The 12,850-nt window shown below is 48.8% G+C and carries 14 protein-coding genes and 1 pseudogene; 1 reads left to right on the top strand and 14 read right to left on the bottom strand.

Going from position 1 to position 12,850, the window contains the following annotated elements:
- Positions 1-27: 27 nt before the first annotated feature.
- The 14 genes and pseudogenes from IEW12_RS19315 to IEW12_RS19255 all read right to left on the bottom strand — a co-directional run bounded on the left by IEW12_RS19315 (position 28) and on the right by IEW12_RS19255 (position 11,328).
- Entirely contained in the window at positions 28-2,397 is a 2,370-nt protein-coding gene (locus IEW12_RS19315) for a secretin GspD/PilQ domain-containing protein (RefSeq protein WP_188567742.1), read from the bottom strand.
- A gap of 1 nt (position 2,398) precedes the next feature.
- The gene (locus tag IEW12_RS19310; protein WP_188567741.1) at positions 2,399-2,860 is read right to left on the bottom strand and encodes a hypothetical protein; all 462 of its coding nucleotides are present in this window, start codon (positions 2,858-2,860) and stop codon (positions 2,399-2,401) included.
- Positions 2,857-3,537, bottom strand: coding sequence for a hypothetical protein (locus IEW12_RS19305; RefSeq protein WP_188567740.1), 681 nt, complete (start codon positions 3,535-3,537; stop codon positions 2,857-2,859). The genes IEW12_RS19310 and IEW12_RS19305 overlap by 4 nt, the downstream gene beginning before the upstream one ends.
- The gene (locus IEW12_RS19300) at positions 3,530-4,561 is read right to left on the bottom strand and encodes a PilN family protein (RefSeq protein ID WP_188567739.1); all 1,032 of its coding nucleotides are present in this window, start codon (positions 4,559-4,561) and stop codon (positions 3,530-3,532) included. Before IEW12_RS19300 ends, IEW12_RS19305 begins: the two co-directional genes overlap by 8 nt.
- A gap of 16 nt (positions 4,562-4,577) precedes the next feature.
- Positions 4,578-5,597 (bottom strand): type II secretion system minor pseudopilin, encoded by a 1,020-nt coding sequence (locus IEW12_RS19295; protein WP_188567738.1) that lies wholly within the window; start codon positions 5,595-5,597, stop codon positions 4,578-4,580.
- Positions 5,594-6,223: a PulJ/GspJ family protein gene (locus IEW12_RS19290; RefSeq protein WP_188567737.1), complete on the bottom strand. Its 630-nt coding sequence runs from the start codon at positions 6,221-6,223 to the stop codon at positions 5,594-5,596. The genes IEW12_RS19295 and IEW12_RS19290 overlap by 4 nt, the downstream gene beginning before the upstream one ends.
- Positions 6,201-6,623, bottom strand: coding sequence for a PulJ/GspJ family protein (locus IEW12_RS19285; RefSeq protein WP_229751234.1), 423 nt, complete (start codon positions 6,621-6,623; stop codon positions 6,201-6,203). The genes IEW12_RS19290 and IEW12_RS19285 overlap by 23 nt, the downstream gene beginning before the upstream one ends.
- Positions 6,616-6,882: a hypothetical protein gene (locus IEW12_RS28905; protein WP_229751233.1), complete on the bottom strand. Its 267-nt coding sequence runs from the start codon at positions 6,880-6,882 to the stop codon at positions 6,616-6,618. Before IEW12_RS28905 ends, IEW12_RS19285 begins: the two co-directional genes overlap by 8 nt.
- Before the next feature lie 63 nt (positions 6,883-6,945).
- Positions 6,946-7,044 (bottom strand): annotated as a pseudogene (locus IEW12_RS29145) (prepilin-type N-terminal cleavage/methylation domain-containing protein); the annotation flags it as partial.
- Positions 7,025-7,483 carry a type II secretion system major pseudopilin GspG gene (gene gspG, locus IEW12_RS19275; protein WP_188567734.1) on the bottom strand — a complete coding sequence of 153 codons (459 nt, stop codon included), beginning with the start codon at positions 7,481-7,483 and terminating at the stop codon, positions 7,025-7,027. The gene gspG and the pseudogene IEW12_RS29145, both read right to left, overlap by 20 nt.
- Positions 7,484-7,620: 137 nt before the next feature.
- Positions 7,621-8,823: a type II secretion system F family protein gene (locus IEW12_RS19270; RefSeq protein WP_188567733.1), complete on the bottom strand. Its 1,203-nt coding sequence runs from the start codon at positions 8,821-8,823 to the stop codon at positions 7,621-7,623.
- Positions 8,823-10,544 (bottom strand): GspE/PulE family protein, encoded by a 1,722-nt coding sequence (locus tag IEW12_RS19265; protein WP_188567732.1) that lies wholly within the window; start codon positions 10,542-10,544, stop codon positions 8,823-8,825. Before IEW12_RS19265 ends, IEW12_RS19270 begins: the two co-directional genes overlap by 1 nt.
- A gap of 8 nt (positions 10,545-10,552) precedes the next feature.
- Positions 10,553-10,861, bottom strand: a complete 309-nt coding sequence (locus IEW12_RS19260; protein ID WP_188567731.1) for a thiosulfate oxidation carrier complex protein SoxZ — start codon at positions 10,859-10,861, stop codon at positions 10,553-10,555.
- Positions 10,858-11,328: a thiosulfate oxidation carrier protein SoxY gene (locus IEW12_RS19255; protein WP_188567730.1), complete on the bottom strand. Its 471-nt coding sequence runs from the start codon at positions 11,326-11,328 to the stop codon at positions 10,858-10,860. Before IEW12_RS19255 ends, IEW12_RS19260 begins: the two co-directional genes overlap by 4 nt.
- A gap of 678 nt (positions 11,329-12,006) precedes the next feature.
- Here IEW12_RS19255 and IEW12_RS29140 point away from each other — a divergent pair.
- Positions 12,007-12,849, top strand: a complete 843-nt coding sequence (locus IEW12_RS29140; protein WP_371874559.1) for an ABC transporter permease — start codon at positions 12,007-12,009, stop codon at positions 12,847-12,849.
- Position 12,850 lies beyond the last annotated feature (1 nt).

The following is a 12,850-nucleotide window of genomic DNA, read 5'->3' as shown; positions in this document are numbered from 1 at the left end:
CCTTTAAAGCGGTTATTGACAAAAAATTTATTTTTTTACACCCCGCTGTAAAGCCCGTATTTCCTCAATGATCTTTGGATCAGTCACAACCTGTCCTTGATTTTGTTCGGCTTTAATCGGTTTTTCCGATGCCGCCTCTTTGCTACCTACTGAGCCATGAGTATCAGACTGATTCACCGTTCTACCTGCGTCAATGTCAGAAGGATAATCATCGGACATTTCTGTATTATCTGTCTCTTTTTTACCACTTTGCATGCCGAGAGGCACACGTTTTGAGGGCGCGATCGGTGAATTTGCTGGATTCGGCGGTGCTGCTGCCCAATTACCAAGCTGGTTACGGAACGCCTGCGTGATCGATTGCGCAGTCTGGTCGTCTTCTACTATGTAGGGCGTGATCAATACGATCAGTTCAGTCTTATCATTTGTATCAGCTTGATTGCGAAACAACGCCCCAAGGATCGGAATGTCTTTCGCTAGTGGTACGCCATTGTTGTTGCGGGTATTATTGCCTGAGATAAGACCAGCCAGCAACACTGTGGCACCGTCCTGTATCGACAGTTTAGTATCAATCTTGCGATTACTGAAGGTTGGTGAACTGCTTACGCCTGTGGTTGTTGTTCCAGCAGAACTGACTTCCTGAGAGACATCGACATCAATACGTCCTCCGGCGTGGATCACCGGTTTGACCTTGAGGATAATACCAGTATCTTTATATTGGATGGTTTGAGTCACACCCGGAACACCTGGTATTGTCGTCCCAGTGGTTTGCTGACTGGTCAATATAGGGACTTGCTGACCTACAGATATGGTCGCGGTCTCCCCGTTACGTGCCATGATGCGAGGGCTGGACAATATCTGCGCCCGCTTATTGCCTGCCAACGCATTCAAGGCTGCCTTGACATTGCCATTGACCAGACTAAAACTCAAGCCGCCAGTCGCCAGACCTAGGTTACCGAGCGTGCCGCCAATGACATGGGCTGAGGAGCTGCCATTATTTAGCGCCCATTCAACACCGAGATTCAGACTATCAGTCAGCGTAACCTCCGCCACCGTCATTTCTATCAGGGCGGAACGCGCCGGTTTGTCGAGCTCCCGCAACAAGCCTATCCATTGCGAATACTGATCGGCTGTGCCCTGGATGATCAATGTATTGGTAGGTTTGTGCACGACCACGCGCGCCGCCGGCTTGGTACTGGCAACGGCACCTGGCGTGGCGGCGACGGTCGCACCGCCAAGCAAATCCTGCACGGTCTTGGCCAGATCGTCAGCGTCCAGATTCTGCACCGCATAGGTGAAATAACCATTGCCGCCGCGCGCCTTGGTTGGCTGATCGAGGTCTCTGACCCAATCGGCAACGTGTTTCAAAATCGCATCGTCACCGGCAAATACGATCAAACTATTATTCGCTGCTATAGGTAGCAATATAATCGGCGTGCTGGCTGCCCCTGCCCCCATCCCAACTTGCGAGGTATAACCTTCTGCCGCCAGCAGTTCATTCAATTTCCGGGCCAGATCGTCGACAGTCCAGTAGACAGGATTTATGCGCTGGCTAGTGCGTCCACGCATGGTAGGCTGATCCATGACGCGTATCACCTCCAGTGCTGCTTTGACATCCTCAGTCTCGCCCGATACCATCAAAGCATTATATTGCGCACTTTCTATCAATTGCAGGCGATTGCCGAACATCTGCGCCAGCCAAGCGCGCATCTCGGCAGAGCGCAAGGCATTCATTTCTACATACTGATATATCGGCCGCAAAGCCATCGGCACTTCCGGCAATGCACGGCCGCGGCGGATTTCCGGCGAATAGCCGAGTTGCGCATTGTCCGGCACTATTCTATAGAAGCCGCCGATATCGTTGACGGTGACGCCGTAGCTTTTTAACAACAGTTGGGCTGCTCGCAGCACTTCCGTCGGCGTTTGCGCACGAGAGGTGCGAAGCGTGACTAAGTCTTTACGCTCCAATACCCGCGGATCAACACTAAAATTAGTTTTCAATACCGCGCCATATACAGTATTGATAAATGCTGGCAAAGGGATCTGATCGAAAACCAATGAGATATCAGCTTTTTCATTTGCCGGTAATTCTTGTGGTTTGGTGACTTTACCCTCCTCCTGGGCTGGCGGGCGCGGGGTCTTTCTGAATACTGGCCGACCTTCTGGTGCAGCGCTGTTGTCCGCAGAGTCAGTGATAGTGCCGTCAGATGGCTGTGCCTGCACCTGTAAAGGCGTGGGTAATTTTGGCGCTTTGGTCAAGTTCAGTAAAGGATCGTATTCCGCGCAGCCTGACACCGCCAAAGTAATCAAAGTGGCAATGACGCTCAGTGCAACAGGCGTAGATGGGAGTGTGCGCATAGAAATACAGATACTTTTCAGATTATTTTGCATGGAATTCATCTTAATTGCGTCCTACGGATAACATACTGTGCCTACCATTGATCGCAATGACGATCCAGTTCTGTTCAATTCGGACAATAGGAAACCCTCCTGGCAATTTGTCGCCAATATTCAAGGTTTGTAAGTTATTCGGATTATCTTTAAAACTAATGACCACCTGATTCGACCGACCGGTTTTGATGACGGCGGCGATACGCCAATCGGGCGGCGTCAATGGTTTTTCTTCAACGGCAGGATTATTTCCGGCCACGGCCGGCTCTTTCCACAGGTTGCGGCTAATTAATTGTTCGACTTTTAAACTAGGATCTTGTTTAAAAACGGCAGGAATTTCCCATGGTTGGGCGTCGCCATTGACCAATTTGACCACTGGTAAGGGCGGCAGAAACACTTTCATCAAAAGTAGACCGAACAAGCTAAGCAAGGTGGTGACAATGACGCTGAGGCGAATTTGTTGCCACATCATGGCTTGCCTTTCTCTGCGTTGCTTGCATGGCTTGCCACATCGGATTTGACGGCAATACTATTTGAAGTATCGTCTTGGCGGGCTTGATCAGACAAATGGGTAAAGGCTTTAAGATTGATTTCAGCTCGACCAGTGGTGCCCAACCAGTTATAGACGAGGGTTTCCACCACCATGCTTTGTTTGTTGGTGTCGATGACCTGTAAGATGTTATACAGTGTTTTGGGCACTGCTTCGAAACGTAATTTGGCTTTCATGACATTCATTCCCGGCACACCGCTATTGCCTACCCCGCTCCCCCCTTTAGTGGAGGCATCGTCGGCAACATTTTCCGACAAAGCGACCGTGGCATTGGCAGTTTTTTCCTGATTCAACAGGATTTGCAGGCTGTCATTCCATTTGGACTGAATCAGACCGTTACTGCTGTCTATCCAATCGTGTCCACGCAATTCTTCCAGCGCTTGGTTCGCTTTCACGCTGCGGCTAAGCCATGCGGTATCGGTGGCTTGCTGACGCGCTTGTTCGAGCTGAACACTGAGCTTACGATATTCTTTTTGATGCTTCGTGACTGCCTCCGACTTGTCTAACGTTAGGTAAGCACCAACGATGGCGATGATTAATGCCAGACCTATCCGCAACCGAACATTTTTGGCGAGTTGGGTGCGTATGCTATCAGCCATTGTTGTCCTTTCCCTCAGCATTCGGTTTGTCTTGTAACATGGTGACGCCTTTCTTTGGCAATACCACCATACGGAAAGACAAGCTCTTATTGTCGCGTGCGAGCAAGTTTTGCACTTCGCTGAAATAACCACTGCTCATCAAAGTTTTGGTGATGTCGGCACGGGACGGAGTTTCAAGACCACCAAAGACGACGATCCTGAGTTTATTTTCAGTAAATTCCCATTCGCGGATGGTGGAGTCCGAAGGCAGAGCATCGGCCACAGCACTCATCATCTCTAACTGACTGGGATAGGGGTCCAGCCGCTGGCGATTGACAATTTCATCGACCGCTTTTAACGCTGAATCACGCGCCTTTACTAGGCTATTCGCTTGGCTTGTCAGTTGAGCCAAGTTTAATTTGTTATCTTTTATGCCATCATTGATTTGCTGATCGCGTAAGCTGTACCAGCCGTAGGGCATTGCTACACATAAGAATAATAAAGCGTATAACCATTGTTCCGTGGCTGGATTGACTGCGGACAAGCCGTTGCCAGTCACGACGGGCAACCACGGCTGAGCCTGGCCGATTGGGGCCTGCACTGTCGGCATCTGAGTCAGTAGAGCCACCGGATGGCCAACTTCACGACAAAAGGCGGCGTACTCAGAGATTTCCGGCATCTGCGCCCACCATCGGCTCGCACGCAGTTGGCCATTTTGCCAATACTGTGCCTCAATGCCATCAAGGCAATGCAGTAAGGACATTCCATCGGCTGGTGGCGTCCAAAGTAAAGTTTCGGGTATCGTTTCGGCATTGTGCCAATATTTTGGCAATTGAGCGCGCTGCTCCGTCAACCAAGCGGCGTCCCAGCACCAGACAAGTGCGGCATCCGCGTCAAACACGATCGCAAAATCGGGCTGTGCAAAAGGCGCCCATTGCCTAATTTGCAATTGCAGAGCCTGTGCTCGACGTTTGACCGGTATCGTTTTTAAGTCAAAGCGCGAAAAGCGACAAAAACCGCGGGCGACGACGATTTGCCCCGGCAAATACGCCTTTCCTGGCTTATTGAGGGGGGCTCTCGAAGAGAGATATACTCGACGCGGCGCTGGGAGGCGTAGCCTTAAGGTCGAAAGGATTTGACGAAATTGCGTCATTAGTTTTTTGTGTAATTCGTTGAGGAACACTGTAGTAATAATCGATACGCCACGGTGCATCAGCAGCGATCGGGGTAAGCGCGACATTATATCTGACCGAAGTCTCTTGGCCGCTAGAACCAAGGCTGACCCGCAAAGTGTCCGCCGGAAAAGAGATTACTTTTAAAAATAATTGCTGAGAATCAATTCCTAGCAAATTTGCCAATTGCCCGTCATTCAAGATTGGTTCAATGCTACGGTATTGCAGTAACTTTGGCAAAACTGTCGGTGTCACCCCCGGCAAGGTCAGCAATACCGGTGCCGGTGCTGTATTCGGGTTCACCGCTATTGTTCTTGCGGTTGTGATCAAGTCGGTCAGAGGCTCACCGCCCTGCCACAAGATTTTCTGTTCCCTCCAACCATATACCTGCCGCAATTGATCGGGGGTAACCAAAAGATGTCCTGTCGGTTCTGGCAAGCCTGCATCTCTATAGGCGCTTTTAGTAACTCCGTTGAGCCGATGGACATTCGGATTCGGATCGATATAGTCCATCAGCGTATCGTACAATTTGTCATGCTCGGATTCCGGCACCCCTTTTTGATTCAGCAAAATACCAAGTGAGTCACGATTCGCTGCATTGATCACGAACAGGCCACGGGTATCTTGCAGGCGGGCGATACAATCGCCCTCCATCCGGTACGCCTGGTTATCGAGCCTGATATGGGTCGCGACATCACCAATGCCATACATGCTCAGCGGTCTGGTCGCAAGCAAGTAGGCGATTTCCGCTTTGCTGTCACTGCACGCAACCTGGCTCTGGATGTGCGCATCGTATTGCTTTGCTAGTTGTATAGAACTGGCTATGCGTTGGGCAAAAAAAGCGGCGGCAATCGTGATGCCGGCCAGGATCCACAGCGTCGCCACCAAAATAAATCCGCGCTGTTTCAATTCAATGCTCCAGCATAGGTTTTTTTCAGGTCAGGCAAGGGGTTGACCGGCCCGCCGGGATTAAATGACAAGATCCATGGCTGACCGTCGCGCTCAGCTTCCAGACGTATACTGGCTGGAATCTGCCGGCTGTGATCGAGTTCTGGTGGCCAGGTCTCGTATTCACGCTGTTTATTGTCAATAAAAATGAATTTACCTCGACTACCTTCCCAACTCCATAGTTCCATCGGCGTATCCTGGTGCAACTGGTCGGCGTATTCAATGACGGTGCGGTTGTTGGCGAGGTTATAACGCATTTTCAAGCTGAAGGGTGTCGGCATACCGAATTGTTCGGTCACTACCGAAGTACTGAGGCCCTTGATCTCTTTGCTGCTACCCTGAAGTTTATTTTCTCCATCCTCAAGATCAGGCTGCAATCCCTCCACCAGCTGCCTGACCCATGACTGCGCCATAGCTTGCTGCCGGTTACGATCAAGTTCTACACCAAAACGATGGTGCAAAGTCATCACGTTCTGCAACGCTTGCAATAAAATCATGACGATCATGCCGGACATGGCAATAACAACCAGCATTTCTAGAATAGTGAAGCCTGCGGCGCGATATCTAGAAAATACCATTTTGCTCACGTACTTTCTTGAAACCGGCTAATTTCAGGTGCAAAGTGAACCAAGATGGGTCCTGAATCGTCTTGGCGCTCACTTCCACATCATATAAACCCACTTGATACAAACCGATACCGGATGGGTAGGCACGATTATCTGCGACCGGCCCCAGCACCTTAGATTTCCATTGGATACTATATGCACCGAATTCTGTCTTGCCCTCCGGATTTTGCATAGGATTGATCGCTTGCATATAGCTGATCACATTTGCAATAGCGTCGTTGCGGGCGTTGATGGTCTGCACCTTGCCTAGCGAAATGATACTGGTGTTAATCCATGCGAACAAAGTCATACCAATCGTACCCACCAGAGCAAACGCTACAATCGCTTCGAGCAGGGTAAATCCGTGTTGTTTTTTATTCACTACTGACTCCGCATCCCGGGGCCTGTAAATGCAATGATTCTGGGGCGTGATCCGGTGCATTCAGAACAACCACACCGCCACTGCAGTAACCATTGAACTGATAATGTATTGGAATAGGCACTCGCACCACCCATCCTGCTGGCACATCGAGTGCCGGCTCATCGTCTTTGAGGATCTCGTTGATATTATCGGTGCGCAAAGTGAAGTCTTGCGCCAGCAGGTAATTGCGGTAGCTGAGGGTACTTATCTGCGCAATCATGCTAGAACGCTCATTGCGATACCGCAGGCTGTCTATCAATCTTCCTAGTGCCGGGACAGCCAGTGATCCGAGCAACCCCATCATTGCTAGCACGATTAGCAACTCTAGGAGTGTAAAACCGTGCTGTCGGGATGCCGATTGCTTACTGCGGCTTATCAGCATTGTCAGCAGCAGGAGCGATACCAATCGCGCCTACACCGTTCAGGTTACCGTCCGGCCCCCGCGAATACAAGGCAAATGGTTTTCCCGCCGGGCCTGGCACAGCATACACATACGGCGCGCCCCAGGGGTCGGTAGGCAGGTCTTCGTCGAGATATGGACCTTTCCATTTGTTTTTTATTTTTTCATCTGTTGGCGGATTATTTAGCAAGGTCAGACCTTCGGATTGCGTAGGGAACCGGCCAAGATCGAGACGCATCGTTTCCAGTGCGCCTTTCAGCATTTTGACTTGAGTCTGTGCTGTTTGAACTTTGGAAGAATCGAGTTTGCCAAATAATTTAGGCCCAACCAAGCTCGCAAGCAAACCTATGATCACAAGAACGACCAACATTTCTATCAGTGTAAAACCCGCAGTGCGGTGCAATTTTTTCGTCAATTTCATATTTCTCTCGTTTATCTTGCAGACAAGTCTTATACAAGTATAAGCAATTTAGCCTGGACAAAACCAAGGCGCCTGCACTTAGCAGCTCTTATCGCCTGGCCATTAACTCCGCTGGTACGGAGTTGTGTCAATTCACATTAAACTGCAATATCACTGAGGCTCGTAATAGCCATCATGATAGCAGCCATGATCAGCCCTATTACAGAGCCTATCAACAAAATCGTAATCGGTTCCAGCATAATCAAAAATCGCTTCATACGTTCTTGCCCAGCATTAGTATGCAGCACTGACAAGGTTTTGAGCGTCGTAGATAGTTCGCCGGTACGTTCGCCCACTCTGACAAGATTTAACCCCATCGGGTTCAATGTACGATGCATACCGAGGGATTCGGCCAGCGATTTCCCCCCTTTTAAGTCTTTAACGGCAAGCCCCAATTGCTGTTTCAATAAACTAATCTGTACCCCTCCCTGCGCCAGCTCCATGGCTCTGACTATGGGTACTTTATTTTCCAGCAAAGTTGATAGCATCCCGGCCCATCTACCAACTTCAGTTTCTATAAGCCAAGCGCCAATTAACGGCATACGTGCCAGACCGTCCCAAAATTTTTGCCGAATTTGCGGTCTAGAAAACAAGCTCACCAAAAAGAACGCGGCGATTCCCGCGCCAGCCCCCAAAATCAGCAGGTGTTCTTTGACAAACATCCCGGTCTGCAAAACCCACACTGAAATTTCTGGCAATTTTCCTTTGCTGTTTTTTAATAACCCAGCAAACTTTGGTACCACGACGACAAAAATCAACAAAGTGGCAAGCACACCTGACACCGCCAAAACGGTAGGGTAAGTCAGGGCATTGCGCATCTCCTGACGAATTTTTTCTTCGTATTCCATCTGATTTGCGCCATGATGCAGGGAACTGGCTAGCTTACCGGTCATTTCTCCCGCGGAAACTAGCTGTATCAGATAGTCAGGAAAGCTAATGCCGCAGGTGGTCAACGCACGGGATAAATTCCCCCCTCCACGTAGCACTTGATATATCTGGGTCGATGCCTGCCCCAGCGGAGACGCGCCGGCAGCTTCGCTCATTGATTGTATCGCTTCAACCAAAGGCACACCCGCCGTCAGTAGGGTTGCCAATTCACGCACCATCAGCATCTTATCCTGAGCGCTAACTGTGCGTCGCCCACCCGCCTGCTTGACCGCTTGCAACTCTATCGTATTTAGCGCAATCGGTGTCAAACCTTGCTGCTTGAGCAAACGCATCGCTTCGATTTCGCTAGGGGCCTCAATCTGGCCTTTGACCAGACGTCCGTCCGCGGTGCTCGCTTCGTATTGATATGCCATCAGCTCGCCACCTGATTACTTAAACCGGTCACGCGCATCACTTCATCGATCGTCGTCAAGCCGTTACGCGCTTTAATTAACCCGTCTTCCCGCAAATTGCGATAACCATCGCGTTTGGCTAATAGGTTCACTTCATGGGTAGGCAAACGCTGGACGATCGCTGCCTGCAACTCGGTCGTGACCTCGACAAATTCATAAATCCCGACTCGACCGCGATAGCCTGTGTTTTGGCATTGAGGGCAACCAGTAGCATGATGCCACTTTGCCGACTCAGTCATCAGTGTCGGGAAGCGCCCCTGCAATTCCAGCATTTGTTCAGCAAAATCTGCTGGCGCCAACTGCATCATTTCGTCATGGCTTAAGGGTTTGGCGCAATGGGAACATAAACGTCGCACCAGCCGTTGAGCCTGTACTGCTCGAAGTGACGAAGCCACCAGGAAGGGCTCCAGCCCCATATCAATCAAACGGTTGAAGGCACCGATCGCATCATTGGTATGTAAGGTTGAAAAAACCATGTGACCGGTTAATGCAGACTGGACAGCAATTTCAGCAGTTTCCAGATCACGAATTTCTCCGATCATGATTATGTCCGGGTCATGTCGCAAGATTGCGCGCAAAGCGCGCGCAAACGTGTACTCGATCTCGGCATGCGTCTGAATTTGGGTAATCCCGTCCATCTTATATTCGACCGGATCTTCAACGGTGATAATCTTTTTTTGGCGGTCATTGGCTTCCGCCAGTGCAGCATACAAGCTCGTACTCTTACCCGAACCGGTCGGCCCGGTCACCAGGACGATGCCGTGCGGCTCTTTAATCCATTTGCGGAACTTGTTGAGATGATCCTGCTCCATACCGAGACGCTTTAAGCTGAAATCCTTACGCTCTTTGGGTAGCAAACGCAGCACGATAGATTCGCCATGAACGCCGGGAATCACGGAAACGCGAATATCGATGTCGATGCCGCTGGCTCGGATACTGATGCGACCGTCCTGCGGTAAACGCCGCTCGGCGATATCCAAACCCGATATCAATTTAATACGCGACACTACAGCATCGAAACGATCACGACCAAAGCTCATTTTGGTAGTCAAGATACCATCAACCCTGAAGCGAATTTCAAAGCCATGCTCCTCAGGTTCGATATGGATATCGGAAGCGCCAATATCAATGGCCTGCGCCCAGGTGTTGTTGACCAACTCAATTACAGGTGCTTCTTCAGCTAATTCACGTAAGTGCGCGACTTCATCGGAAAACATTGCGGAGACGGAGTCCGACCGAATAAGATTGGCCATTCGCTCGATATCCCTCGAACGGACAAAGCTCCATTGCAATTGATGCTGTTGGTACGCGTTACACAATGTTTCTCTGGCGAAGCTATTCAACGGGTTAGGCGAGGCACAAGCAATAGTACCGTCGACATTTTCCCAAAGAACAATTTCTTGTTCCAACAACCAATTGGTACTTAAACCGCCAAGCTGGGCAGCCTGCTCAATCATCTGTGCAGTGCTTGGCAAGAGCGTTTCGTCAAGCAAGGGGATATCCAGCTGTTGCGCCAGCACGGGCAATAAATTATCTTCAGATATCGCACCTATGCGGATCAGGATCTGCCCAAGGCGTGCGTCAAGCTGCGGTTGCAGCTGCAATGCGCGTTCTACATCCTGCTCTGAAACCAGTTGCTTCGCAATTAATAACTCACCAATCGGTGTCAAGTTCATGGACATACTGGATTCTAAATAGTGACGGGAAAATTTTCGATCGCTGTTTTCCCTGAATTGTCCAGCCACTCGACTTTGATATTATCTTTTTTGAGCACATGCTTTGACCTGAAAATCAAATTCGGGTGGGACGCCATGCCAGGATTGAACTGGGCGGAAAGCAATACGCGGTCATTACAGGTGACGCTGAGCTCCTGCACAAAGTTTCTATAATTCACCTTTCCAGATTTAGCCTGTACCGCACTATCGTCACGGAAGGGATTATCTATAGATAGAGTCATCTCGAGATAATCATTCTGGCGTTTGAATGTCACTGCAATCATGAATATTCCGTTAATAGCTTATTATCCAGAGGCACTGCGATTTTGACTTCTTTTTGCGCAGTATAGAGTTTGCCACCGGCACGAACCACCAGTTGTAACGTGGTCGTGTCCTTCAATTTGACCTGTGTGCTGATATCTGCTTCGGTCCCGATCGGAATGGTAAACTGCGCTAGGACCGGGGGTACAGTATTGGCAGACATTAACAACATCATGTCTGTGCCAGGCAACTCACTTCGCAAATGTACCGCAATGCGGTCCGGCTCCGCACTAATCTCCGGCACCCCAATCAGCAACCGATTACTGACTTCAGGCACATCTTTTTCGGAAAAATTTTTTAATGCTTCAGCCGTTGAGTTTGCTTCAAACGCTTTTCTACTGGCAGCCGCGTAAGACAGTTTGGCAAGAAGCCCACCGGCTATCGTGACTAATCCGAATAAAACATGAAAACGTCGGGATTTATCTAACATATCGGAGAGTATTCATTGAAAGTAATTATATTTCGAGGGCGTAAAGAAATTTTCTGACAATCGGCCGGGCGCAAGCTACTCCGTCATTGCAACTATTTTCGCCCATCCCTTTTCCTTTTTGCAGCAACAGGCGCGTACTTTACACGTTTCTGTGCTCGTTTATACCAGAGGCTCCATCAATTTAAGTTGCAACCAACCGCGACACTGAACTCCGATACTAATGATTCATATGCCAAACTAATTGCCGGGAAGCAATAGTTCGAGGCAAAAACAAACATCATGATTTATTGTCTTTATTGCAAAATATCTTTCTTGCTAAAACCATTGAATTTTACATGTTAATAGAAGCGTAAAATTTCATTTCGATGAACACGGGGCGATCTATTGTTGAACGTGGTGTGCGAATCGAGATCCGAACGATTGAAATGAGGACTTCTTGGGCAGGCCAACAAATTGCCACGAGGAAACGCCATTATTTTATTCGTGATATTATCGCAACATTATTTCATCTCGGAAAGCGCGTAAAATTTGCTACCAAATGAAACTTTTCCTGGTGAATTTACGGCATAAGTTAAAATGCGTGTGTTTTGTTTTTTTTTCAAGCCATCCCGGCGAGAATTAAAGCCGTACGTTGCAACTCCATCTCTGCGAGATTAATAAAATTGACAACTAATTAAGATGCTCTCACCTGCTTCATTTCTTGGTTTCTTGAGCTCCCCTTGGCATAGTTTATGGCACCACCGTCGGTTATTGATACAACTTTGTAAGCGTGATTTGACGGCTCGCTACAAAAGTTCTGTTCTAGGCCTATTTTGGTCATTGCTGCTCCCACTATTAATGCTAGCCATATACGCCTTCGTATTTGGTGAAATTTTCAAATCTCGATGGGGAGATGCGCCAGCGCCTTCGTCAATATCAGAAAAATTAAATTTTTCCCTGATTCTTTATGTCGGATTGATAGTATTTAACTGGCTAGCCGAGTGCCTGTCCAAGAGTCCAACGATTATCCTGAATCACGCAAGTTACGTAAAACGCGTCGTTTTTCCTTTGGAAATACTACCAGTTGTTCCGATTGTGATTGGAGCATTTCACTTCTTAATGAGCTTCGTCGTTTTCGTCATTTTCACGAGTTTCTCACCAATTGAAATTACCACATATTGGTTATTGGTACCCTTGCTATTGGTGCCGTACCTTCTATGTTTAATCGGAATAGCCTGGATCCTATGCTCCCTTGGAGTTTATTTCAGGGATATGGAACAAATGATTCCCGCGCTTACAAGCGCTTTGATGTTTTTGAGTCCAGTATTCTATGCTGTTCAAGTGCTGCCAGTTGCTTTCCGACCGTGGCTAATGGCAAACCCACTAACGTTTATTATTGAAACGTTGCGAAATTTATTAATCTGGCAAAAATGCCCTCCAGCTACTACCTGGATCTGTTTTTATTTTTTGGCTCTAGTCCTATTCTACGTAGGCCATGCCTGCTTTAAGAAATTGAAGCGAGGATTTGCCGATGTCTTGTGAG

This window comes from Parundibacterium terreum, from assembly GCF_014636315.1.
GTDB classification, from domain to species: domain Bacteria; phylum Pseudomonadota; class Gammaproteobacteria; order Burkholderiales; family Burkholderiaceae_D; genus Undibacterium; species Undibacterium terreum.
The sequence above is the reverse complement of the archived record's forward strand: the minus strand, read 5'-3'. Positions and strand labels throughout refer to the sequence as shown.

What these genes read in the sequence shown, in the direction of transcription:
- IEW12_RS19315 (WP_188567742.1), bottom strand. Translation starts at nt 2,397, where the DNA reads ATGAATTCCATGCAAAATAATCTGAAAAGTATCTGTATTTCTATGCGC.
- IEW12_RS19310 (WP_188567741.1), bottom strand. Translation starts at nt 2,860, where the DNA reads ATGATGTGGCAACAAATTCGCCTCAGCGTCATTGTCACCACCTTGCTT.
- IEW12_RS19305 (WP_188567740.1), bottom strand. Translation starts at nt 3,537, where the DNA reads ATGGCTGATAGCATACGCACCCAACTCGCCAAAAATGTTCGGTTGCGG.
- IEW12_RS28905 (WP_229751233.1), bottom strand. Translation starts at nt 6,882, where the DNA reads ATGATTGCGCAGATAAGTACCCTCAGCTACCGCAATTACCTGCTGGCG.
- gspG (WP_188567734.1), bottom strand. Translation starts at nt 7,483, where the DNA reads ATGAAATTGACGAAAAAATTGCACCGCACTGCGGGTTTTACACTGATA.
- IEW12_RS19270 (WP_188567733.1), bottom strand. Translation starts at nt 8,823, where the DNA reads ATGGCATATCAATACGAAGCGAGCACCGCGGACGGACGTCTGGTCAAA.
- IEW12_RS19265 (WP_188567732.1), bottom strand. Translation starts at nt 10,544, where the DNA reads ATGTCCATGAACTTGACACCGATTGGTGAGTTATTAATTGCGAAGCAA.
- IEW12_RS19260 (WP_188567731.1), bottom strand. Translation starts at nt 10,861, where the DNA reads ATGATTGCAGTGACATTCAAACGCCAGAATGATTATCTCGAGATGACT.
- IEW12_RS19255 (WP_188567730.1), bottom strand. Translation starts at nt 11,328, where the DNA reads ATGTTAGATAAATCCCGACGTTTTCATGTTTTATTCGGATTAGTCACG.
- IEW12_RS29140 (WP_371874559.1), top strand. Translation starts at nt 12,007, where the DNA reads ATGCTCTCACCTGCTTCATTTCTTGGTTTCTTGAGCTCCCCTTGGCAT.